Origin of the sequence: Anaeromyxobacter paludicola, from assembly GCF_023169965.1 — a bacterium.
In the GTDB taxonomy this organism is placed as follows: Bacteria; Myxococcota; Myxococcia; order Myxococcales; family Anaeromyxobacteraceae; genus Anaeromyxobacter_B; species Anaeromyxobacter_B paludicola.
On record NZ_AP025592.1, the window covers coordinates 496041 to 519520 of the forward strand.

Annotated in this window: 17 protein-coding genes; 7 read left to right on the plus strand and 10 right to left on the minus strand. The window is 73.9% G+C overall.

Translation table 11 applies throughout. From position 1 onward, the window contains the following. Positions 1–104: 104 nt before the first annotated feature. Positions 105–3107 carry a methyl-accepting chemotaxis protein gene (locus AMPC_RS02265; RefSeq protein ID WP_248343955.1) on the minus strand — a complete coding sequence of 1001 codons (3003 nt, stop codon included), beginning with the start codon at positions 3105–3107 and terminating at the stop codon, positions 105–107. 96 nt (positions 3108–3203) lie between these two features. Then, positions 3204–4016 (minus strand): phosphate ABC transporter substrate-binding protein, encoded by an 813-nt coding sequence (locus tag AMPC_RS02270; protein ID WP_248343956.1) that lies wholly within the window; start codon positions 4014–4016, stop codon positions 3204–3206. Positions 4017–4129: 113 nt separating this feature from the next. On the opposite strand from AMPC_RS02270, the gene AMPC_RS02275 reads away from it, so the two are divergent. The 3 genes from AMPC_RS02275 to AMPC_RS02285 are packed head-to-tail and all read left to right on the plus strand — an operon-like array spanning position 4130 to position 7834. Further along, complete coding sequence (locus tag AMPC_RS02275) at positions 4130–4972, plus strand: NAD-dependent epimerase/dehydratase family protein (RefSeq protein ID WP_248343958.1); 843 nt, start codon at positions 4130–4132, stop codon at positions 4970–4972. 34 nt (positions 4973–5006) lie between these two features. Beyond that, entirely contained in the window at positions 5007–7256 is a 2250-nt protein-coding gene (gene ccsA / locus AMPC_RS02280; protein ID WP_248343963.1) for a cytochrome c biogenesis protein CcsA, read from the plus strand. Further along, the gene (locus AMPC_RS02285) at positions 7253–7834 is read left to right on the plus strand and encodes a phosphorylase family protein (protein WP_248343965.1); all 582 of its coding nucleotides are present in this window, start codon (positions 7253–7255) and stop codon (positions 7832–7834) included. Before ccsA ends, AMPC_RS02285 begins: the two co-directional genes overlap by 4 nt. 71 nt (positions 7835–7905) lie before the next feature. Here the strand turns inward: AMPC_RS02285 and AMPC_RS02290 are convergent, their stop codons facing one another. Further along, complete coding sequence (locus AMPC_RS02290) at positions 7906–8109, minus strand: cold-shock protein (protein WP_248343967.1); 204 nt, start codon at positions 8107–8109, stop codon at positions 7906–7908. Between the two features lie 145 nt (positions 8110–8254). Next, on the minus strand, positions 8255–8707 hold the full coding sequence (locus tag AMPC_RS02295) for a GreA/GreB family elongation factor (RefSeq protein ID WP_248343978.1): 453 nt from the start codon (positions 8705–8707) through the stop codon (positions 8255–8257). 165 nt (positions 8708–8872) lie between these two features. On the opposite strand from AMPC_RS02295, the gene AMPC_RS02300 reads away from it, so the two are divergent. The 3 genes from AMPC_RS02300 (at position 8873) to AMPC_RS02310 (ending at position 14053) form a co-directional block, all read left to right on the plus strand. After that, complete coding sequence (locus AMPC_RS02300; protein WP_248343980.1) at positions 8873–10294, plus strand: hypothetical protein; 1422 nt, start codon at positions 8873–8875, stop codon at positions 10292–10294. A gap of 142 nt (positions 10295–10436) precedes the next feature. After that, entirely contained in the window at positions 10437–12248 is a 1812-nt protein-coding gene (locus AMPC_RS02305) for a carbon starvation CstA family protein (protein WP_248343982.1), read from the plus strand. Positions 12249–12430: 182 nt separating this feature from the next. Then, complete coding sequence (locus AMPC_RS02310) at positions 12431–14053, plus strand: fumarate hydratase (protein WP_248343984.1); 1623 nt, start codon at positions 12431–12433, stop codon at positions 14051–14053. A gap of 188 nt (positions 14054–14241) precedes the next feature. On the opposite strand, the gene fdhE is transcribed toward AMPC_RS02310, so the two are convergent. The 3 genes from fdhE to fdnG are packed head-to-tail and all read right to left on the minus strand — an operon-like array spanning position 14242 to position 18819. Beyond that, the gene (fdhE, locus tag AMPC_RS02315; protein WP_248343986.1) at positions 14242–15057 is read right to left on the minus strand and encodes a formate dehydrogenase accessory protein FdhE domain-containing protein; all 816 of its coding nucleotides are present in this window, start codon (positions 15055–15057) and stop codon (positions 14242–14244) included. Then, entirely contained in the window at positions 15054–15758 is a 705-nt protein-coding gene (locus AMPC_RS02320; RefSeq protein WP_248343988.1) for a 4Fe-4S dicluster domain-containing protein, read from the minus strand. Before AMPC_RS02320 ends, fdhE begins: the two co-directional genes overlap by 4 nt. Positions 15759–15765: 7 nt before the next feature. Next, positions 15766–18819: a formate dehydrogenase-N subunit alpha gene (gene fdnG, locus AMPC_RS02325; protein WP_256466113.1), complete on the minus strand. Its 3054-nt coding sequence runs from the start codon at positions 18817–18819 to the stop codon at positions 15766–15768. Positions 18820–18945: 126 nt separating this feature from the next. Between fdnG and AMPC_RS02335 the strand changes: the two genes are divergently transcribed. After that, the gene (locus AMPC_RS02335) at positions 18946–19566 is read left to right on the plus strand and encodes a tRNA-uridine aminocarboxypropyltransferase (protein WP_248343994.1); all 621 of its coding nucleotides are present in this window, start codon (positions 18946–18948) and stop codon (positions 19564–19566) included. Here the strand turns inward: AMPC_RS02335 and AMPC_RS02340 are convergent. From AMPC_RS02340 to purT, 3 genes are all read right to left on the minus strand, one after another. Beyond that, on the minus strand, positions 19558–20952 hold the full coding sequence (locus AMPC_RS02340; protein WP_248343996.1) for an MBL fold metallo-hydrolase RNA specificity domain-containing protein: 1395 nt from the start codon (positions 20950–20952) through the stop codon (positions 19558–19560). The genes AMPC_RS02335 and AMPC_RS02340 overlap by 9 nt on opposite strands. Positions 20953–21006: 54 nt before the next feature. Beyond that, complete coding sequence (locus tag AMPC_RS02345; RefSeq protein WP_248343998.1) at positions 21007–22230, minus strand: MFS transporter; 1224 nt, start codon at positions 22228–22230, stop codon at positions 21007–21009. Positions 22231–22291: 61 nt separating this feature from the next. Then, a complete protein-coding gene (gene purT, locus AMPC_RS02350) occupies positions 22292–23476 on the minus strand; it encodes a formate-dependent phosphoribosylglycinamide formyltransferase (RefSeq protein ID WP_248344000.1) in 1185 nt (394 codons plus the stop codon). Between the last annotated feature and the right edge of the window lie 4 nt (positions 23477–23480).

Here is a 23480-nt window from a genome sequence, read left to right on the forward strand (position 1 = left end):
CCGGCCCGCGGAGGGGGAGCGTGACACGTCGCGCTCCGGCCCGCGATCCGGCCGGTGGGTTCGCTCCGAGGTCGGGCCCCGGCGGGACCCCCGTCCCGCCCGGGCTAGAACTTCCCCAGGTCGTCGTCGTCCTCGAGCGGGATGAGCTCCTCGGGGGTGAGGTGGATCCCGTTGGTCCCGTTCTTCTTCGCCGCGCCGTTCGCGGCCGGGGGAGGCGAGGCCGGCGGCCGGCGCGGGCCGGGCGCGGCCGGGGCCGGGAGCCGGGGCGCGGCGGCGCGCGGCGCCGGCCGGGCGGGGGCGTCCGTGCCGGTGAGGCGGAAGGATCCCACCATCGCCGCGAGCTCCTCCGACTGGCCGGAGAGCTCGCTCGCCGCCGAGGACGACTGCTCGGAGCTGGCGGCGTTCTGCTGCGTCACCCGGTCCATCTCCTCGACCGCCCGGTCGAGCTGGGCGAGCCCGTTCGACTGCTCCTTCGCGGCGGCGGCGATCTCGGCGATGATGTCGGTGACCTTCCCGACGCCGCCCACGATCTCGCCCAGCTTCTCGGCGACGTGCCGCGAGGTGCGCGCGCCCTCGCCGGCCTGCTTCACCGACTCGCGGATGAGGGCCTCGGTCTTCTGCGCCGCCTCCTTGCTCCGGAGCGCCAGCGAGCGGACCTCCTCGGCGACGACGGCGAAGCCGCGCCCCGCCTCGCCGGCCCGCGCGGCCTCCACCGCGGCGTTGAGGGCGAGGAGGTTGGTCTGGAAGGCGATCTCGTTGATGTCGCGGATGATGGCGCTCGTCCCCTCGGCCGCGGCCCGGATCTTCTCCATCGCGCCCTGCATCTGCTCCACCGCGCCGGCGCCCTCGACCGCCTGCCCCTTGGCCCCCTGGGAAAGCGCGCTCGCCTGGGCCGCGTTCTCGGCGGAGGTGCGCGCCATGCCGGCGACCGACTCGAGGCTGGCGCCGGTCTCCTCGAGGCTGGCGGCCTGCTCCGACGCGCCGCTCGCCACCGCCTGCGCGGAGGCGGCGATCTGCCCGGCGGCGCTCGACACCTGGCGCACCGCCTGCGAGACCTGCGCCAGGGCCTCGTCGAGCGCCCGGGCCGTCCCGTTGACCGCCTCCTGCATGCGGGCGTGGTCGCCGCGGTACTCGCCGGTCACCCGCGCCGTGAGGTCGCGGGCCGCGAGCCGCTCCAGCACCGCGCTCGACTCGCGGACCGGCGCGAGCACCGCGTCGAGCGTGGCGTTCACGCCCTCGACCACCTTGCGGAAGTCGCCCTGGTGACGCGAGGCGTCGGCCCGGGTGTCGAGCCGCCCCTCCACCGCGGCTCGGACCAGCCCGTCGGCGTCCGCCACGAGGGCGTTCACGGCGTCGATGCAGGTGTTGAGGTTCTGCTCGAGGGCGCGGAAGTCGCCCGGCCACCCGGCGTCGCTCCGGGGCGGGATGCGCCCCTTGGAGATGTCGTCCACGCAGCGGGCCGCGACCTGGAGCGGGCCGGTGATGGAGTCGAGCATCGCGTTCAGGTTCTGGAGCAGCACGCCGTTGTAGCCGCCGTACCGGGAGACGTCGGCGCGCACGCCGAGCCGCCCCTCGCGCGCGGCCTGGAAGAGCCGCTCCATGTCGGCGCCGCGCATCCGGATGACGTCGGTGAAGGTGTTCCAGTGCTCCTTGAGCGCGCCGTAGTCCCCGCGCATCTCGGTGGTGATGGGCGGGGGGACCGAGCCCTGGGCGAAGAGCTGCACGTAGCCGATGCTGAGCTGGAGCGGGGCCAGGAAGGCGTCCACGCTCGCGTTGACCCCCTCGATGACCTTGCGGAAGTCGCCCTGGTGGCGCGCCGCGTCGGCGCGGGCCTGCAGCTGCCCCTCCACCGCCGCGCGGGCCAGCGCCTGGGCGTCCACCACGAGCGCGTTCACCGCGGCGATGCAGCGGTTCAGGCCCAGCTTCAGCTCCTCGAAGCGCCCGCGGTAGGTCGCCTCGATGGGCGGCGGGATCTCGCCGCGCGAGATGCGCTCGACGCACACCGCGGCGGCCGCGAGCGGCTCGGCGACGGCGTCGAGGAGCCGGTTCATGCCCTCGATCACCCGCGCGTTCTGGCCCTGGTACGCCGAGGCGTCGGCGCGGACCGAGAGGTCGCCGGCCAGGGCCGCCTCGATGAGGAGGTCGAGGTCGCGCGAGCGCGCGTTCACCATCGCGATGAGCTGGTTGAGGCTGTCCTTCACCGCGTTGAAGTCGCCCTGGTACTCGGTCTCGATGGGGTGGGCCGGCTCGCCGCGGGCGATGAGGCCGATGGTCAGCTCCGCCTCCTGGAAGGGCGCCTGGAAGGCGTCCACGGTGGCGTTCACGCCGTCCACGATGCCGCGGAACTCGGGCTCCACGCGGGAGGGATCGCCGCGCACCGAGAGGTCGCCCTCCCGCACCGCCCGCGCGAGCCGCTCCGACTCGGCGCGGAGCGCGGCCAGGCTCCGGCCGATGAGCCGGCCGAGCAGGAGCGCGATGGTGACGAGGAGCAGCGCGCCGACGGCGATGGCGCCGGCGATGGCGGTCATGGAGCGGGCGGCGGCCTTGTCGCCCTCGCCCCGCTGCTGGTCCGCCTCGGCGCGGAGCGCCTCGTTGAGATCGCCGAGCGCGGCGTCGGCGGCGGAGAAGGCGGTCTCGAGGGCCGCGAAGGCGATGGAGGCCTCGCGGTCGGCGCGCGCCGCCGCCTCGCCGTCGCGCGACTGGTCGCGCCGCGCCAGCGCCGCCAGGGCCTGCTGGGCCGCCTGCGCCCAGTCGGCCAGGGGCCCCTTGGCCGCCGTCCAGAGCTCGTCCACGCGCGGGGTGCGGGGCAGGGCCTCGAAGGCGGCCTGCGACTCGTCCACCGCCTGCATCGCCTGCTGGGCGCGCCCCTCCGCCATCTGGCGGATCTGGACGCCGCGGGCCGACAGGCCCGAGTAGGCGGCCAGCATCACCTTCGACTCGCCGTCGCGCAGGGCCGCCACCGCCTGGACGCTCGGGAGCGTCTTCGTGGCGACGTGCACCAGCCGGCCGCGGATCGCGGCGGCGCTCCAGTAGGCGAGCCCGCCCACCACGATCGAGACCGCCACGGCTCCGGCGAAGGAGATCAGGATGCGCTTCCGGATGCTCATCGACTGCATGGACGCCTCTCGTTCAGGTGAACCCTGCCCCTGGGTGGGATCGGCCCCGGGGTCGTCGGCGACGCCCCGGGGCCCCCTCGACCGCGGCTAGCGAACGGGGACGAAGCTCTTCGCCACGATCTGCTGCCCCTCGGGGGAGAGCATGAAGTCGTAGAACTGCTTGAGCGCGCCGGTGGGGCGGGCCCTGGAGACCAGCAGGAGCGGCCGTGAGAGCAGGTACGTCCCGGCGCGGATGTCGTCCTTGCTCGGCATGATCCCGTCGAGCGGGATGGCCCGCACGCCGGTGGCCGAGTAGGCCATGGTCGCCGGGCCGAGGGCCGCCGGGTTGCCGGCGATGAGCTTCACGCAGTCGCTGGCGTCGTCGAGCTCCTTCACCGCGCCGTAGGGGTCGCCGTCGAGCACGGTGGCGCGGAAGGCGTCCACGGTGGCGCGGCCGCTGTTGACCGGCTCGCTGCAGGCGACGATGGGCAGGTTCGCGCCGCCCACCTCCTTCCAGTTCTTGATCTTCCCGGTGTAGATGCCCTTGAGCTGCGCCTTGGTGAGCACCTTCACCGGGTTCTTCTGCGACACGAACACGCCGAGGGCGTCGTAGCCGATGATCTGGAAGTGGGGGCGCCGGCCGAGCTCGTCCGGCGTGAGCGCGCGGGACACCCCGGCCACCGACACCTCGCCCGCGAGCGCGGCCTTGAGCCCCTTGCCCGCGCCGCTCGTGCCGACGCGCGCGAACTTGACCCCGGACTTCTGCTCGAAGCGGGGCACCGCCTCCTTCATGATCTTCCCGGCGATGCTGGTGGCGCCGTCGTAGGTGAGCTCCTCGGCGGCGGCGCTGGCCCCCGAGGTGAGCGCGGCGGCGGCGGTGACGGCGGCCGCGAGGGCCCGCAGTGAGCGCAGGTGGGACATGTGGTCTCTCTTCCGACGTGATCGGGCCGCGGCGCGCGGCCGGATCCACTCTCCCTGCAAACTCCGGACGCGCCGGGCGCCCGGCCGCGTTACTCGTCTCCCGGGAGGTCCTCATGCACGTGCTCATCGCCGGCTGCGGCTGGCTCGGCCAGGCGGTCGCGGCGGCGCTCCTCGCCCGCGGCGACCGGGTCACCGGGGTCCGCCGCGATCCGGCGCGGGCGGCGGCGCTGGCCCCGCTCGGCGTCGCCCCGCTCGCCGCCGACCTGACCGATCCCGCCGCGCTGGAGCGGCTCCCCGGCGACGTGGACGCCGTCGTCGCCTGCCAGTCGGCCCGCGCCGACGGGGAAGGGCCCTACCGGGACGCCTACGTCCGCTCCAACGAGACCCTGCTCGCGCTCGCCCGCCGGCGGCCGCTGCGCGCCTTCGTCTACACCGGCTCCACCGGCGTGTTCGGGCAGCGGGACGGGGAGGACGTGGACGAGACCACCCCGCCCGACCCCCGCTCTCCCGGGGCGGAGGTGCTGGTGCAGGCGGAGCGGCTCGTGCTGGGCGCCGCGCCGGGGGTGCCGGCGCGGCTCGTCCGGCTGTCCGGCCTCTACGGCCCGGGGCGGGCCGGGATCCTCGAGCGGGTCCGCGGCGGCGCGCTGGCGCTCGGCCCCGGCGACGGCGCCTGGATGAACTTCTGCCACCGCGACGACGCGGTGGCGTTCGTGCTCGCCGCGCTCGACCGCGGCCGCGACGGCGGGGTCTACCACGGCAGCGACGCGCGTCCGGCGCGGCGGCGCGAGGTGGTGACGTGGGTGGCCGCGGCGCTCGGGATCCCGCCCGCGCGGCGCGAGGAGGCGCCCGCGGGGCCGGACCGGCGCATCCTCTCCGAGCGCTCCCGGCGCGAGCTCGGTCTCACCTTGTCCTACCCGTCCTTCGCGGAGGGCGTGAAAATGCTCTTACCGAGGTGACCTCCGCCCGGAAAAATGCTTTCCTTGCGGCCCTATGAAGAAGCTCGTCGAAGCGCTCGCCTCGTTGAAGCTGGCCGTGGTTCTCCTCGTGCTGCTGCTCCTCGGCCTCTCGGCCGGCACGATCGTCGAGTCCTCGCGCGGCGCCGAGGTGGCGGGAAAGCTCGTCTACTACTCCTGGTGGTTCCTCGGGCTCGAGGTGGTGTTCCTCGTGAACGTCGCCTGCTCGATCGTGCACCTGTACCCGTGGGGCAAGCCGCGGATCGGCTTCCTCGTGACGCACGGCGCGATGGTGGTGATCCTGGCCGGCGCCAGCGCCTCCTACTTCCTGAAGCAGGAGGGGCAGCTCATGCTCTGGGAGGGCGAGACCGGCAACCAGCTCGTGGCCCGCGAGGCCGACGGCGGGGCCGCGGTGACCCTCCCGTTCGCGGTGCAGCTCGAGCGCTTCCGCATCGACCACTACCCGGGCACCATGCGCCCCTCGAACTTCCGCAGCGACGTGCGGATCATCGACTCGACCGCCGGCGATCCCTTCCCGGCCGCCATCTGGATGAACCACCCGTTCGACCACCGCGGCTGGCGCTTCTTCCAGTCGAGCTACCAGCAGCAGGGCGGCCGCTCCGCCACCGTGCTCTCGGTCTCGAAGGATCCCGGCGAGCCCATCGTGTTCGTCGGCTACGGGCTCCTCGTCCTCGGCATGTGCCTCGTGCTCGGCACCCGCATCTCGCAGGCCCGCGCCAAGAAGAAGGCGCTCGAGGCGCTCGGCGCCCTCGCGGCCCTGGCGCTCCTCGGCGTCGCCCTCCCGGCGCACGCCGCCGATCCGGGCCTGGAGCAGCTGCGCCGGCTGCCGGTGCAGCACGACGGCCGGGTGATGCCGCTCGACACGCTCGCCCGCGAGCAGGTGGTGGCCGTGACCGGCGAGCGCGCCTTCCAGGGGTCCGACCCGGTGCAGACCGTCGTCTCCTGGTGGGCGGAGCCGCAGGCCGCCGCCCAGGCGCCGGTGGTGAAGCTCGGCCACCCCGACCTCGCGGCCGCCGTGGGCGCCCCGGGGATGACCCACGCCTCGTTCGCGCAGATCGTGAACAGCCAGGCGGCGATGCAGCTGCTCGATCAGGCCCGCGAGGCCGCCGCCTCCGGCCGGCCGCGCCAGGGCGTGCTCTCCGCCGCCGAGAAGCTCGAGGAGCGGCTCGTGGCCATGCAGGCCATCCTCCAGCGCGAGGTCATCCGCCCCGTGCCCCCGCCCGGCGACGTCACCCAGCGCTGGGGCGTGCCGCGCGTGGGCGGGGCGGCAGAGCTCACCGCGCTCGCCGCCGGCCCCCGCCTCCAGGGCTGGCCCTCGGCCGCCGAGATCGACCGCGAGATCACCTACAACCAGGTGCGCCCGACGCGGGTGGCCTGGATCGTCCTGGTGCTGGCGCTCCTCGTGTCCATCTACGCCTGGAGCGGCCGCAGCAAGCTGCTCGACGGGATCGCGCTCGCCGGGCTCGTCGCCGGCTTCGCGGTGATGACCTGGGGCATCGGCACCCGCTGGGCCATCGCCGGCCGCATTCCGGCCTCGAACATGTACGAGTCGCTCCTGTTCCTGGCCTGGGGCGTGGGGCTCTTCGCGGTGGTCGCCTTCGCGCTCATGCGCAACCGGCTCGTGGTGCTGAACGCCAACGCCATGGCGGCGCTCACGATGCTCCTCACCGACCTCCTGCCGATCGACGGCTTCGTCCACCCGGTGCCGCCGGTGCTCTCCGGCACGCCCTGGCTCGCCATCCACGTGCCCATCATCATGGTGAGCTACTCGGTGCTGGCGCTCGGCGTGGTCATCGCGCACATGCAGGTGGGGTTCACCATCTTCTCGCCCCGCCGCGCCGAGCTCATCGAGCGCATGGCGGACCTGCTCTACTGGTACATGTTCGTGGGCTCGATCCTGCTCATCGCCGGCATCCTCACCGGCTCGATCTGGGCCGCGTCGTCCTGGGGCCGGTACTGGGGCTGGGATCCGAAGGAGGTCTGGTCGCTCGTCGCCTTCCTCGCCTACATGGCCATCGTCCACGGCCGCTTCGACAAGCTCATCGGCAACTTCGGCGTGGCCGCCATCAGCATCGTGGCCTTCCAGACCATCCTCATGACCTACCTGGGCGTGAACTTCGTGCTCACGACCGGCATGCACTCCTACGGCATGGGCGACTCGCCGGTGGTCACCTGGATGATCGTCGTGGCCCTCGCCGAGATCGCGTTCCTGGTGATCGGCTGGGCCGCGCACCAGCGGCAGCAGAAGGCGCTCGCGGCGGCGTGAGGCTCCTCCTCGCGGCCTTCCCGCCGGAGCTCGCCGGGCTCGACGGCGCGCCGCCGCCCGGCTGGCGCGTCGCCACCTGCGGGGTGGGGGCCGTGACGGCCGCCGCCCGGACGGCGCGCCTCCTCGCCGCCGAGCGGCCGGAGCGGGTGCTCTTCGTCGGGACCTGCGGGGCGCTCGATCCGGCGCTCGCGCCGGGAGCCCTCGTCGGCGTCGAGGCCGCGATCGCGACCTCGACGGAGGAGCTCACCGGGCGGGCCTACCGTCCGGCCGTCGAGCCGGTGAGGTGGGCCTGCGGCTGGGCGCTGCCCCTGCCGGCGGTCGTGGTCGCGGTGCCGCCGGCCATCACCTCGAGCGAGGAGGGCGCCGGGGCCCTGGCGCGGGTGGCCGCGGTGGAGCACCTCGAGCTCACGGGCGTGCTCGCCGCCTGCGCCGAGGCCGGAGTCCCGGCCGGCGCGGCGCTGGCGGTCGCGAACCGGGTCGGGCCGGGGGCGAACGCCGAGTGGCGGGCCCACCATGCCCGCGTGAGCCGCGCGCTCGTCGCCGAGCTGCGCCGGCTCGGCGTGCTGCCGCCGCCCTGATCAGCCCCCAGAAAGCGAGAAAGCCCGGCCTCGCGAGAGACCGGGCTTCCTATCCATTCACCGCGAAGCGGTTAGATGGCGCGGACGTTCGCCGCCTGCAGGCCCTTGGGGCCCTTGACGACGTCGAACTCCACCTTCTGACCCTCGGCGAGGGTACGGAAGCCCTCGGCCTGGATCGCGGTGTGGTGGCAGAACACGTCCTCGCCGCCGCTGTCCTGGGTGATGAAGCCGAAGCCCTTGGCGTCGTTGAACCACTTCACGGTACCGGTAGCCATTACTGAAACTCGTTTCTTCTCTGTTCCGGCGGCAGAAAGTGCCGTTCGGACCCTTCCCGATGCGGGGAGGGAGCAAAGCGTCTACACGAACGCACGGGGAATGTCGAGAGTCTGACGCGCCGGAGTACCCATTTGATACAGGGCCTCACTCTAACGAGGGAGGTTCGCGCCCGACGGCGATGACGCTGAGCTCCAGGCGGCCCCTCGGCCGCTCCACCTCGACCGCCTCTCCGGCCTCTCTCCCCAGCAGCGCCCGGCCGAGCGGCGAATCGACGCTCAGGAGGCCGCGCCGGACGTCGGCCTCGTCGGGACCGACGAGCCGCCAGGCGCGGCGCGCCCCGTCCTCTCCCTCCACGGTCACCCAGGTGCCGAAGCCGGCCTTCCCGGGCGGGGCCGCCTCCGGGCCGAGCACGGTGAGGGCGGCCAGCGTGCCCTCGAGGAAGCGCGCCCGCTCCCCCTGGGCTCCCGCCAGCTCGGCCACGAGCGCGGCGTGTCCCTCGGGCGTCACGTACCGGACCTCGCCGGGAGCGAGCCGGGGCGGCGCGCGGAGCACCGGCGCAGGCTCGGGGGTCTCCTCGCTCGTGAACGCCTTCGACATGACCGGATCCTAACACCGGGGGCGCCGCGGCGGCCCGCCCGGCGGGGCCGAGGGGCTGCCTCTCGGGGATGCCGCCGCCGGGCAGGTGCGCCGCCGCCGGACCCACCCCACCGTTGCCTGTCGTGCGGCGCGCCGCCCGGGCGGCGGCGGAGGAGGCGGCGGATCATGGCGCGGAGCCGGCCGGTGGTGGTGCTGGAGTTCAACGAGCTGTCCCCGGCGCTCATGGAGCGCTTCCTCGGGGAGGGCGCCCTCCCGCGGTTCCGGCGGCTGCGGGACGCCTCGCAGGCCTTCGTGACCGAGGCGGAGGAGCGGTACCCGTACCTCGAGCCCTGGGTGCAGTGGCTCACCGTCCACTCGGGGATGAACTACCGCGAGCACGGGGTCCACCACCTCGGCGAGGGGCACCGGGTGCGCGCGAAGCGGGTCTGGGACGTGCTCTCGGACCACGGCTACGCGTCCTGGATCTGCGGCAGCATGAACGCGGGCCTCGCCTCGCCGCTGCGCGGCGCCATCCTGCCGGACCCCTGGTCGCCCGCGGTCGAGCCCCGGCCGCGGGAGCTCGCCGCCTACTTCGACTTCGTCTCGGCGATGGTCCACGGCCACGCCAGCGGCGGCGGGCTCGCCGCGCGGCGGGCGCTGCGCTTCGCCGCCTTCATGGCCGGCCACGGCCTGGGCGCGCCCACGGTGGCGGGGGTCGCCGCGCAGCTCGTCGAGGAGCGGCTCGCGGCCCGGCGCGGGCTCGACGCCGGCTGGAAGCGGGCCTGCGTGCTCGACCAGCTGCAGCTCGACCTCTTCCGCTCGCTCTGGCTCCGCGACCGGCCCGACTTCGCCACTTTCTTCTCCAACAGCACCGCCCATTTCCAGCACTGGCACTGGCGCAACCTCGAGCCGGAGCGCTTCCAGGTGAAGCCGACCGCGCGCGAGCAGGCCTCCTACGCCGGCGCGGTCCGGCACGGCTACGAGCGGATGGACCGGCTCGTGGGCGAGGTGCTCGACTTCTGCGGTGACGACGCGGTGGTGGTGCTCTGCACCGCGCTCTCCCAGCAGCCCTGCCTCGTCTACGAGGACGAGGGCGGGCGCGTGAACTATCGCCCCCGGGAGCTGCGGGCCTTCCTCGCGCGCGCCGGCGTGGCGGGCGTCCTCGCCGCCGAGCCGGTGATGGACGAGCAGTTCCGGATCCGCTTCGCCGGAGAGCCCGAGGCCGAGCGCGGCCTGGCCCGGCTCTCGGCGCTCTCGACCGGCGGGCGCGGGCTGATGGTGGTCCGGCGGCAGGGGACGGAGCTCCTCGCCGGCTGCGCCGTGCACGAGCCGGTGCCGGCCGGGGCGCGCGTCGCAGGGGAGGGGCTCGACGTCCCCTTCGAGGAGCTCCTGTTCCGGCTCCCGGGGATGAAGAGCGGGATGCACCACCCCGACGGCCTCCTCTGGATCCGCGTGCCGGGCTGCGCGCCGCGCGTCCACCCCGAGAAGGTCGCCCTCGACCGCGTGGCGCCGACCCTGCTCGGGCTCTTCGGGCTCCCGCCGGCGGCGACGATGCGCGGCGCGCCGCTCGAGCTCCCCCGGCCGGGCCGGCGCCGCGTCGCGGCCTGAGCTTCACCGCTCGTCACTCGCGGCGCGGCGCGCGCCGGCCCGCGGCGGCTCTGCCCGGCGCGCTTTCCCTCCCTGCCGCGGGACCGGCGGTGTAGGCTCTCCCGGACGCCTCCCCGGCGCGGGGGGCGCGAGGAGAGCCCACATGAACGCCGTCACGCTGGTCTTCGTGGCGCTTTGCGTCTTCGCGATCGCCTACCGCTTCTACGGGCTGTTCATCGCCCGGCGCGTGCTCGAGCTCGACGACCGCCGGGTGACGCCGGCGGTGGCGCTCGAGGACGGGCACGACTACCACGAGACCAACCGGTACGTGCTCTTCGGCCACCACTTCGCGGCCATCGCCGCGGCCGGCCCGCTGCTCGGGCCGGTGCTGGCGGCCCAGTTCGGCTTCCTGCCCGGCGCGATCTGGATCGTGGTGGGCAGCGTGCTCGCCGGCGCGGTCCACGACATGGTCGTGCTCTTCGCCTCGGTGCGCCACAAGGGCAAGAGCCTGTCGCTCATCGCCGAGCACGAGATCGGCAAGCGCGCCGGCATCGTGGCCTCGTTCGCCATCCTCTTCATCCTCGTCCTGACGCTGGCCGGCCTCTCCATCGCGGTGGTGAACGCGCTCTTCAAGAGCCCCTGGGGCACCTTCACGGTGCTCGCCACCATCCCGATCGCGCTCCTGATGGGCGTGTACCTGTACAAGCTCCGCCCCGGCGACGTGAAGGGCGCGAGCGTCATCGGCGTCGGGCTCCTCTTCCTGGCGCTCCTCGCCGGCCCCTACGTGGCCGCGAACCCGACGCTCGCGGGCTGGTTCACGCTCTCCCGCAACCAGATCGCGCTCGTCATCCCGCTCTACGGCTTCGCCGCCTCGGTGCTGCCGGTCTGGCTGCTGCTCTGCCCGCGCGACTACCTCTCGACCTACCTCAAGCTCGGCACCATCGCGATCCTGGTGCTCGGGATCGCGATCGTCCACCCGACGCTGCAGATGCCGGCCATCACCCAGTACGTGCACGGCGGCGGGCCCATCATCCCCGGCGCGGTCTTCCCCTTCATCTTCATCACCATCGCCTGCGGCGCGCTCTCCGGCTTCCACGCCATCATCGGCACCGGCACCACCCCGAAGATGATCGGGAGCGAGAAGGACGTGCTCTTCGTCGGCTACGGCGCGATGCTGGTCGAGGGCGTGGTGGCCATCATGGCGCTCGTCGCCGCCTGCGTGCTCATCCCGGGCGACTACTTCGCCATCAACACCAGCGCCAAGGCCTTCTCCACGCTCGGCCTGAGCACGGTGCACCTGCCCGAGCTGGCGAAGGAGGTGGGCGAGCAGCTCCAGGGGCGCCCGGGCGGCGCGGTCTCGCTCGCGGTCGGCATGGCCTACGTCTTCTCGGCCGTGCCCTTCATGAAGGGGCTCGCCGGCTACTGGTACCACTTCGCCATCATGTTCGAGGCGGTCTTCATCCTCACCGCCGTGGACACCGGCACCCGCGTCGGCCGCTACATGCTGCAGGAGATGATCGGGAAGGTGATCCCGAAGTTCGAGGAGAAGAAGTGGATGCCGGGCATCGTGATCACGAGCCTCGCCTTCACCGGCTGCTGGGGGTACCTCGTCTACACCGGCGACATCGCCACCATCTGGCCGCTCTTCGGCATGTCGAACCAGCTCCTCGCCACCTGCGCGCTCATCGTCTGCACCACGATGATCATCCGGCTCGGCAAGGCCCGCTTCGCCTGGGTGACCGCCGTCCCCGGCATCCTCATGATCCCGGTCACGATGAGCGCCGGCTACCTCAACATCACCCGGAACTACCTGCCGAAGGGGCTCTACCTCCTCGTCGGGCTCTCGGCGGTGCTGATGGTGCTCATGACCGTGGTCTTCGTGGAGGCGTTCTGGCGCTGGTACGAGCTGCTCCAGATCCACGCGCCGGTGAAGGACAAGTACGGGCAGCTCGTGCTCACCGACGTGGACGAGTGAGCGCCGCGCGACGCGGCGCGTAGGGAATTCCCGGGCCGCTCGGGACGTTCGCGCGGGGAGGGCCGCGCGGGGCCGCGATCGCCCCGCGCGCCCCAAAGCCCGCGTCGACACCGCGGGTGGAAATGTGCTTTGCTGGCACCCCCTTTCCACCCCCCTCTTCTCGCTCCAGGAGGAGCCCGGACATGGCCACCCCCGCGTTCAAGTACCAGGACCCGTTCCCGCTCGGGAAGGACCAGACCCAGTACCGGCTGCTGACGAGCGAGGGCGTGTCCGTCGCCTCGTTCGAGGGGCAGGAGATCCTGAAGGTCGCGCCGGCGGCGCTCACCCGGCTCGCCCGCGAGGCGCTGCGCGAGTGCTCCTTCTTCCTGCGGCCCGCCCACAACGAGCAGGTGGCGAAGATCCTCTCCGATCCGGAGGCGTCGCAGAACGACAAGGGCGTGGCGCTCGCCTTCCTGCGCAACGCCGAGATCGCCGCCCGCGGCGAGCTGCCGGTCTGCCAGGACACCGGCACCGCCACCATCGTCGGCAAGAAGGGCCAGCAGGTCTGGACCGGCGTGAAGGACGAGGAGTTCCTCTCCCAGGGGGTCTTCGAGACCTACACGAAGGAGAACCTCCGCTACTCGCAGACGGTCGCGCTCAACCTGTACCAGGAGAAGAACACCGGCACGAACCTGCCGGCGCAGATCGACCTCTACGCGACCGAGGGCGCCGAGTACAAGTTCCTCTTCGTCGCCAAGGGCGGCGGGTCGGCCAACAAGACCATGCTGTTCCAGGAGACCAAGGCGCTCCTCACCCCCGAGAAGCTCGAGAAGTTCCTCGTGGACAAGATGAAGCACCTCGGCACGGCCGCCTGCCCGCCGTACCACGTGGCCTTCGTCATCGGCGGCACCTCCGCCGAGACCTGCCTCAAGACGGTGAAGCTCGCCTCGACCAAGTACTACGACGCGCTGCCGACCGAGGGGAACGACCAGGGCCAGGCCTTCCGCGACGTCGAGCTCGAGCAGCGGCTGCTCGAGGCGGCCAACAAGCTCGGCATCGGCGCCCAGTTCGGCGGGAAATACTTCGCCCACGACGTGCGCGTGGTCCGGCTGCCGCGGCACGGCGCCTCCTGCCCGGTGGGCATGGGCGTCTCCTGCTCGGCCGACCGGAACGTGAAGGCCAAGATCGACCGGAACGGGCTCTGGATCGAGGTCCTGGATCACGATCCGGGGCGGCTCATCCCCGCGCCGTACCGCACCGGCCGCCACGGCCACGGCGTGAAGGTCGATCTCGACCGGCCCATGAGGGAGATCCTGGCCGAGCTCTCGAAGCACCCGGTCTCCACGCCGCTGCTCCTCTCCGGCACGCTGGTCGTGGCCCGCGACATCGCCCACGCCAAGTTCAAGGAGCTCATCGACGCCGGCAAGCCGGTGCCGCAGTACCTGCTCGACCACCCGGTCTACTACGCCGGCCCGGCCAAGACCCCCGCGGGCAAGCCCTCCGGCTCCTTCGGTCCCACCACCGCCGGCCGCATGGACAGCTACGTGGACCTGCTCCAGTCCAAGGGCGCGTCGATGGTGATGATCGCGAAGGGCAACCGGAGCCAGCAGGTCACCGACGCCTGCCAGAAGCACGGCGGCTTCTACCTCGGCTCCATCGGCGGCCCGGCCGCGGTGCTCGCCGAGGAGAACATCAAGAAGGTCGAGTGCATCGACTTCCCCGAGCTCGGCATGGAGGCGGTCTGGAAGATCGACGTGATCGACTTCCCCGCCTTCATCCTGGTGGACGACAAGGGGAACGACTTCTTCAAGAAGCTCGGGGTGTAGTGCTCCCACCCAGGCCTGCTGCCTACTGCGAGCGACGACCCTCTCGCTGCGGCGGGCGGCCTCGTCGGTGCGCTGCTCGGCGTAGCGCTGCTACGCCTCCGCGGCTCCCTCCTCGGGCGCCCACCTCGCGTCGGTCTCGTCGCGCTCGTCACGTCCTCAGGCCTGGGTAGGAGCACTGACCACGCCGGTCAGCGGGGCAGGAGCCAGCTGCGCCCCAGCGGCTCCCAGCCCTCTGCGGCGACGAGCGCGTCGAGCAGCGGCGAGGCGAGGTCCTCGGCGACCGGCTCGGCGCGCGGCCGCCGCTCGAGGTGCGCGAGCTTGAGGTAGCCGCGGCAGGCCCGGCACGCCTCGGCCACGAGCCCCGGGCCGCCGCCCGCCACCGCGAGCTGCTCGAGGTCGCCGGCGCCGCAGCGGGCGCAGGCGCCCCGCGCGCGCGCCCAGCCGGTGCCGCAGAGCCCGCACCAGAGGAGCCGGCGGCCGTCGCCCTCGATGGTCGCCCCGGCCGGCGGCGCACCGCAGGCCGGGCAGGCGGCGCCCCCGCCCGCGAGCGCGCTCGCTTCGAGCGCGGCGGCGCCCCGGGCGAAGGCCACCTGCAGCCCGGCCGCGACGAAGGTGGCGGCGGCCAGCTCGCCGGGGGCCGGCGCGCCCGCGAGCACCCGCTCCGCGAGGGCGGCGAGCTCGGCGTCGCTCGCCGCGGCCACCCGGCGCGCCGCCTCGCGGGCGGGCGCCGGCAGCGGCCGGCCGGCGAGGGCGGCCGCCACGGCGCGGGAGGCGGCGGGGGCGGCGGGGTCGCGCCAGGCGGCGAGGTCGAGGGGCGGCCGCGGGCCGGGGGAGGGCAGGGCCGGCGCCGGCGCGGGCAGCTCCGGCGCGGCGGCCGCCTGGGCGGCGGCGAGCCGGGCGCAGAACGCGAGGAACCCGCTCGCGTCCTCGGGCGCGAGCTCCGCGAGGCGGGCGGCCCGCCGCGCCAGGAGCGCGCCCGGGTCGGGGAGCCGGACCGTCGTCATTCGCCCCGGAGATCCTGGCGCAGCTTGCGCGCGTAGGGGCGCGGCACCGGGTGGTTCGGGAGGCCGTACTGCTCGGGCCAGCCGAGCGGCAGGACGTACATCACGTGCGTCCCGTTCACGCTCTCCGGGTCGTAGAGGGCCGGCTCCGGGAAGCCGCGCTGGCGCAGCTCGGCCATGCGCGCCTCGGCCTTGGCGAGCATCTGCTCCTTCGTGCCGAAGGAGAGCGCGCGGGTGGGGCAGGTCTTCACGCAGGCCGGGAGCTGGCCCGCGTCCAACCGGTCCTTGCAGAAGTTGCACTTGCGCGCCTTCTTCTCGGGGCCGGGGCTCATCCGCGGGACGGCGAAGGAGCAGGCGTCCACGCAGTAGCCGCACCCGACGCACCGGTCGTCGCGGTACTCGACGAGCCCGCTGTCGTGCTGCACGATGGCGCCGCGCTGGCAGGCCTCCTGGCAGGCCGGCTTCTCGCAGTGCTTGCAGCCGTCCTTCATGGGCAGGAGCCGCATCCTCCCGCCCACGAGCCGCTCGCTGTAGCGGAGGACGGTCCACATGGTGGCGCTCAGGTCCGCGGGGTTCTGGAGCGTGCCGGTGCAGCGCCCCACCTCGCCCCGCTGGCCGTTCCACTGCATGCAGGCGGCCTGGCAGCCCTTGCACCCGGTGCACCGGGAGATGTCGATGAGCATCGCGATCCCGCCGCTCGCCATCTCGCCCTCACGCCTTCTCGAGGCCCACCAGGAAGGCCTTGTACTCGGGGGTCTGGGTGTTCGGGTCCCCGACCACCGGCGTGAGGCCGTTGGTCAGGTGGCCGGGGCGGGTGAGCCCCTCGAAGCCCCAGTGCAGCGGCAGCCCGACCACGTGCACCGGGCGCCCGTTCACCTCGAGCGCCTTGAGCCGGCTCGTCACCACGGCAATCGCCGTGACCTGGCCGCGCCGCGACCGGATCACCACCCGATCGCCGCTCTTGATCCACTTCTCCTGCGCCAGGTCCTCGCCGAGCTCGACGAACGCCTCCGGCTGCAGGATGGCGTTCACGAGCGCGTGCTTGCTCCAGAAGTGGAAGTGCTCCGGGACGCGGTAGGTGGTGCCGACGTAGGGGAACTCGGCGGAGGTGCCGAGGCGCGCGCGGTCGCCGGCGAAGAGGCGCACGGCCGGGTTCTGGGCCGGGCCGGCGTGGAGCCCGTTCCCTTCGACGGGGCTCTCGAACGGCTCGTAGTGCTCGGGGAAGGGGCCGTCGGCCATCCCGTCGAGCGCGAAGAGCCGGCCGACGCCGTCGGGGTTCATGATGAACGGCGACATGCCCTGCTCCGGAGCGGCGTCCGGCTTGTAGTCCGGCACGTCCGGGCCGCTCCAGCGGCGCGCCTCGGGATCCCAGCGGACCGGCGCGCGCCGGGGGTCCCAGGGGCGGCCGTCGGGCGCGCAGGAGGCGCGGTTGTAGAGCACGCGGCGGTTGGCGGGCCAGGCCCAGCCCCAGCCCGGCGCGAGCCCCAGGCCGCCCGGGTCGGCCGGGTCGCGCCGCGCCATCTGGTTCCCCTTCTCGGTGAACGCGCCGCAGTAGAGCCAGCAGCCGCAGGCGGTGCTGCCGTCGGCCTGCAGGTGCGCGAAGGTGGCGAGCTGCTCCCCGCGCCGCGCCAGCGGCTTCGCCGGATCCTTCGGGTCCTTCACGTCCTCGAGCGCCTGGCCGTTGTACTCGCGCGCGAGCTCCTCGGGGGACGGCCGGGTCGGCTCGCGGTAGGGCCAGTGGAGCTGCCGGATCGGCTCGGGGGCGGCGCCGCCCTCCTGCGCGTAGAGCGCGCGGAGCCGGGTGAAGAGCTCCGCCACGATCTCCACGTCGCCCTTCGCCTCGCCCGGCGCGTCGGCCGCCTTCCAGTGCCACTGCAGCCAGCGGGCCGACGAGACGATGGCGCCCTCCTCCTCGGCGAAGAGGGCGGCCGGCAACCGGAACACCTCGGTGTCGATCCGGAGCGGCTCGACCGGGTGGAGCTCGCCGCGGGGCTTCCAGAACGTGCTGGTCTCGGTGGCGAGCGGGTCGATGGTGACGAGGAACTTGAGGCGGGAGAGGGCGGCGGTGTTCTTGTCCTTGTCGGGGAGCGAGGCGAGCGGGTTGAAGCCCTGGCAGAAGAGCCCCGTGATCTTCCCCTCCGACATGCGCTCGAAGAGCGCCAGGGCGTCCACCGGCTGGTCTACCTTGGGGAGGAAGTCGTAGGCGAAGCCGTTGGCGGCGGTGGCGGCCGGCCCCCACCAGGCCTTCATGAGCGAGACGTGGAACTTGGGGTAGTTCTGCCAGTAGGAGAGCTGGCCGGGCCGGAGCGGCTTGCGGGTCCGCTTCGCGAGGAAGCCCTCGAGGTCGCGGTCGGCCTCGGTGGGCATCGTGAGGTAGCCGGGCAGGTTCACCGGCGTGAGGCCGAGATCGGTCAGCCCCTGCACGTTGGAGTGGCCGCGCAGCGCGTTCACGCCACCGCCGGGCAGGCCCACGTTCCCGAGCAGGAGCTGGATGACGGCGATGGCCCGGACGTTCTGCGCCCCGACGGAGTGGTGGCACCAGCCGAGCGCGTACAGGCTGGTCATCACGCGGTCGGGCGCGCTGGTCTCCGCGATGAGCTCGCACACCTCCCGGAACTCGCGGAGCGGCGTGCCGGTGACGGCGCAGACCCGCTCCGCGGTGTAGCGGGCGTAGTGCGCCTTCAGGAGCTGCAGCACGCAGCGCGGGTGCTCGAGGGTGGGATCGGTGAGCGGCTGCCCCTGCGCGTCGAGCTGGTAGGCCCAGCTCGACCGGTCGTAGCGGCCGTGCGCCTCGTCCCAGCCGGAGAAGAGCCCGCGGTCGAAGGCGAAGTCCTCGCGGACCAGGAAGCTCGCGTTGGTGTACGCGGCCACGTACTCGCGCTGGATCTTCTCCGTCTCGAGCAGGTGGTGGATGACGCCGCCGAGGAAGGCGAGATCGGTGCCCGGGCGGAGGGGGGCGTAGACGTCGGCGACCGCGGCGGTGCGGGTGGCGCGCGGATCGACCACCACCAGCTTCGCCCCGCGGTTCGCCTTGGCCTCGAGCACCCACTTGAAGCCGCACGGGTGCGCCTCCGCCGGGTTCCCGCCCATCACCAGGATGACGTCGGCGTTCCGGATGTCGATCCAGCCGTTGGTCATCGCGCCGCGGCCGAAGGTGGGGGCCAGACCGGCCACCGTCGGCGCGTGTCAGAGCCGGGCCTGGTTGTCGATGGCGGTCATGCCCATCGACCGGAGCACCTTGTGCGTCAGGTAGCCCGCCTCGTTCGACGCGGCGGAGGCGGCGAGGAAGCCGACCGTGGGCCAGCGGTTCACGGTCAGGCCGGCGGCGTTGCGCTCGACGAAGCTGCGGTCGCGGTCCTCCTTCATGAGCCGGGTGATGCGGGAGAGCGCGAAGTCCCACGAGACCCGCCGGAACGAGGTCTCCCCGGGTCCGCGGTACTCCGGGAACCGCAGCCGGTCGGGGCTCTCGATCAGGTCCGCGAGCCCCGCGCCCTTGGGGCAGAGCGAGCCGCGGCTCACCGGGTGATCCGGGTCGCCCTCGACGTGGAGCACCTTCTGCCGGCCGTCCACCGCGCCGGAGTAGAGCAGCAGGCCACAGCCGACGGAGCAGTACGGGCAGGTGTTCCGGGTCTCCTTGTAGCGCTCGAGCTTCGGCCCGAAGACGTCCGCCCGGGCCGCGCGCGGCGCGAACCCGAGCGCGGCCAGCGCGGCGGCGCCGAGGCCCGTCGCTCCGGCCTGGAGGAACTCCCTGCGTGTGACGTCCATCCGCCTCGATGCCCCCTGTGAGGGGGCAAGGTAGCACACGGGCGACCGGTCGCATAGTGAAACTGCAAAGTTTGCGCCGTCTGGCCCTCGACGGCTCAGGGCCATTCGTGGTCTCTTCCGCCTCCCGTGCGCAACCTCTGCCTCCGCTGCCTGCGCCCCACGGGCTTCTGCCTCTGCGGCGACCTGCCCTCCATCCGGTCGGCCTGCCAGGTGGTGCTCCTGCAGCACCCGCGGGAGGCCCGCCTCGCCATCTGCACCGCCCGGATGGCGCACCTCTCGCTGCCGGGCTCGGAGCTCCACCGCGGCGTGGTGTTCGAGGAGCACCCGCGCGTCCGCGAGCTCTGCGCCCGGCCCGACGCGGCGCTCCTCTTCCCGGGCGCCGGCGCCGTGCTGGCCGAGGAGCGCGCCGCCGCGCCGCCCGGCGTGCTCTTCGTCATCGACGGCACGTGGCACCTCGCCGCCAAGATCGTGAAGGTCAACCCGTCGCTCGCCGCGCTCCCGCGCATCTCCCTCGCGCCGGCCGAGCCGAGCGGCTACGCCGGGCTCCGCAAGGAGCCGGAGGCGCACTGCCTCTCCACCATCGAGGCGGTGGCGCTGGCGCTCGGCACGCTGGAGCGCGACCCGGCCCGGTACGAGCCGCTGCGCGCGGCCTTCCGCCGCTCCGTGGCGCGCCAGCTCGCCTGCGCCGAGGACGGGCGCAAGAGCCCGCGCCACCGCATCCGCGGCGTTCGAGAGCCCTTAGGGTAGCGGCAGCTCCTCGAGGTGCCGCGGCACGGCGGCCTCCCAGCCCGCCGCCCGCAGCCGGGCCTGCGTCGCCGCGAGGGCGGCCGGCTCGCCGTGCACGCAGCAGGTCAGGGCCGGCGGGCGCGGCAGCGCGGCGAGCCAGCGCCCCACCTCGTCCCGATCGCCGTGCGCCGAGAAGCCCGACAGCGCGGCCACGCGCGCGCGCACCGGGACCTCCTCGCCGTGGATGCGGAGGGTGGCGGCGCCCGAGAGCAGGCTCGCGCCGCGCGTGCCCGCCGCCTGGAACCCGACCAGCAGCACGGTGGTGCGCGGATCGGGGAGCCGGTGCGCCAGGTGGTGCAGCACGCGCCCGCCGGTCGCCATCCCCGAGGCCGACAGGATGACGCACGGGCCCTCGACGTGGTTGATGGCCTTCGACTGCTCCGGCGTGCGCGCGAACGCGAGCCGGCGCGGCCGGAGCGGCTCCTGCCCCTCCGCGAGCAGCCGGGCCATCTCGTCGTCGAGGTCGTCCCGGTGGGCGGCGTGGAGGGCCGTGGCGTCGATGGCCATCGGGGAGTCCACGAAGACCGGCAGCTCCGGGATCCGCCCGGCCGCCTCCAGCGCGCGCAGGTGGAAGAGGATCTCCTGCGTCCGCCCCACCGCGAACGCGGGGATCACGAGCGCGCCGCCGCGCCGGACCGCCTCCTGGACCTCGCCGGCGAGGGCGTCGGCGGGCGAGCCCGGGGGGTGCGCCCGGTCGCCGTAGGTGCACTCGACCACCAGCGCGTCGGCCGCGCGCGCGGGCTCGGGATCCGGGAGGATGGGGACGCCGTAGCGCCCGAGGTCGCCGGAGAAGAGCACCCGCCGCAGGGGCGCGCCCGGCTCGGAGAGCTCGAGCTCCACCGTGGCGCTCCCGAGGATGTGCCCGGCGCGATGGAAGCGGAAGGCGATCCCCGGCGCGACCTCCTGGCGGACCCCGTAGCGCACCGGGGCGAGGAGGTCGAGGGCGCGGGCGGCGTCGGCCTCGTCGTAGAGCGGGCGCGCGTTCGGGGCGTGCTTGGAGTAGCCGCGCCGGTTGGCCCAGCGGGCCTCCTCCTCCTGGAGCCGCGCCGAGTCGGGCAGCAGGAGCGCGCACAGGTCGCGGGTGGCGGGCGTGCACCAGACCTGGCAGCGCAGCCCCTGCCGCGCCAGGAGCGGCAGCGCGCCGGAGTGATCCACGTGGGCGTGGGTGAGGATCACCGCGTCGATCGAGGCCGGGGGGATCGGGAGCTCGGCCCAGTTGCGGAGCCGAAGCTCCTTCAGCCCCTGGAACAGCCCGGCGTCCACCAGCACCTGCCGCCCGCCCGCCCGCACCAGGTGGCGCGAGCCGGTGACCGTGCCGGCCGCGCCCAGGAACCGGATCGACGCCATGGCGTCCCCCTCGCCGCCATCCTACGCCTTCCGCGCGGCGCGGGCGCTCCCCGGTCAGACGGCGGCGGGGGCGGGGGAGGGCGCCTCCTTCGGCGCGCCCCAGTAGCGGAAGGCGAGGGCGATGGTCCCGAGCTGCACGAGGGCGACCAGCGCCACGCACGCCGTCCAGCCCCCCAGGTGCCACGCGGCGGCGGGCAGGATCCCGCCGGCGGCGCCGCCGAGGTAGTAGGACGAGACGTAGATCCCGGCGGCGGTGGAGCGCGCCTCGGGCTCGGCCGCCGACTGGAGGAAGGCGGTCGAGGCCGACTGGCTCACGAAGACCGCGGTGCAGCAGAGGGCCAGCCCGAGCGCCACCGCCCAGAGGGCCGGCAGCAGGGTGAGGCCGCCGCCCGCGACGGCGGTCGCGAGCACCACCGCGAGGGCGCGCCGCGAACCGACGCGGTCGATCCAGCGGCCGGCGAACGGGGTGATCACCGCGCCGACGAGGTAGACGAGGAAGATCGAGGAGAGCGCGGCCGCCCCGAGCCGGAAGGGCGGGGCGGCGAGGTGGAAGGTGGCGTAGGTGAACATCGCCACCTGGACGAAGAGCACGTTGAAGCCGACGGCGTAGGTGGCGAGGAGCCGCGGCGTGGCGAGCCGGGGCCCGAGCCGGCGGATCGCCTCGAGGGGGCGGAGCGCCCGGGGCGCGCCCGACGGCGGCGGCTGCCTGGGGAGGAAGCGCGAGGTGGCGAGGGCCCCGATCGCGGTGAGGAGCCCGAGCGCGACGAAGACCGCGCGCCAGCCGGCGTGCTCGCCCACGAAGCCGGAGACGGCGCGGCCGCAGAACCCTCCCACCACGTTCCCGGTGACGAGCGCGGCCATGCCGCGGGCCAGGGCCGCCCCGCCGCAGGCCTCGCTGATGTAGGCGATGCCGACGGCGTAGATCCCCGGCACCGCCAGCCCCTGCGCGAAGCGCCAGGCCACGAGCGCGCCGATCCCGCTCGAGGTGGCGGCGAGGAGGGTGGGGACGGAGAGGGCGAAGAGCGACCCGACGATCACGCGGCGGCGCCCGAAGCGGTCGGCGATGGCGCCGAAGAAGGGCGAGGCGAGCGCCACCGCCACGGTGGGCGCGCTCACCGTCAGCGCCGCCTCTCCGCTCGAGATCCCGAACACCTCGCGGAACAGCGGCAGGAGCGGCTGCGTCGCGTAGACGTTGAGGAAGGCGCAGAACCCGGCGAGCCCGAGGGCGAGGAGGGTCGAGGCGGGGACCGACGGGGCTGCGGGAGGCGGGCGAGGCATGGAGCGGGGGCAGGATGGACCCGCGCCGCCCCTCTCGTCAAATCTCGTTTACGTCGGCGGCTCAGCCCACGCTCACCTTGGCGGCCGTGGCCTTCGCCTCCTCGACCAGCTCGGCCACGTCGGCGCCGGGCGCGCCCCACGCGAGCGCCACGCCCATGCGCCGGTGCGGCCGGAGCACCGGCTTGCCGAAGATGCGGACGTCCGCCCGCGGGGCGGCGAGCGCCGCCGCGAGCCCCTTCACCTCGGGGACGCCCTCGCCCTTCGCCAGGATCACCGCCGAGGCGCCGCTCCGGACGAGCTCGAGCTCGGGGATGGGCAGGCCGAGGATGGCGCGCAGGTGGAGCTCGAACTCGGTGAGCGGCTGGGTGCCGGCGAGCGTCACCATCCCGGTGTCGTGCGGGCGGGGCGACAGCTCCGAGAACCAGATCTCGTCGTCGCCGAGGAAGAACTCGACGCCCCAGAGCCCGGCGCCGCCGAGCGCGCGCGTCACCCGGTCGGCCATGCGCCGCGCCTCGGCGAGCAGCTTCTCCGGCATGGGGTGGGGCTGCCAGCTCTCCTGGTAGTCGCCGCGCTCCTGCCGGTGGCCGATGGGCGGACAGAAGAGGGTCTCGCCGCTCTTCTGGGTCACGGTGAGGAGGGTGATCTCCGAGCGGAACCGGATGAGCTCCTCGACGATCACCTCGCGCAGGTCGCCGCGGGTGCCGCGCATGGCGTAGTCCCAGGCCGCCGCGATCCCGGCCTCGTCGCGGACCACGCTCTGCCCCTTGCCCGACGAGCTCATGAGCGGCTTCACCACGCACGGCAGCCCGATCCGGGCCACCGCCTCGCGGAAGGCCTCGAGCGAGTCGGCGTAGGCGTAGCGCGCGGTCCGGAGCCCCAGCTCCCCCGCCGCGAGGTCGCGGATCGCCTTCCGGTTCATGGTGAAGTTGGCCGCCCGGGCGCTCGGCACCACCTGGATGCCGGCCCGCTCGTAGTCGTAGAAGCGCTCGGTGCGGATGGCCTCGATCTCGGGCACCACCAGGTCGGGCCGGTGCTTCGCCACCACCGCGTCGAGGGCGTCCCCGTCGAGCATCGGGATGACCTCGCGGGCGTGCGCCACCTGCTGCGCCGGCGCCCCGTCGTACGAGTCCACCGCCACGACCACCTGCCCGAGCCGCTGCGCCGCGATGACGAGCTCCTTGCCGAGCTCGCCGGAGCCCAGGAGCAGGATCTTCTTCGAGTCGCTCATGATCGGGATGAGTATCATCGGG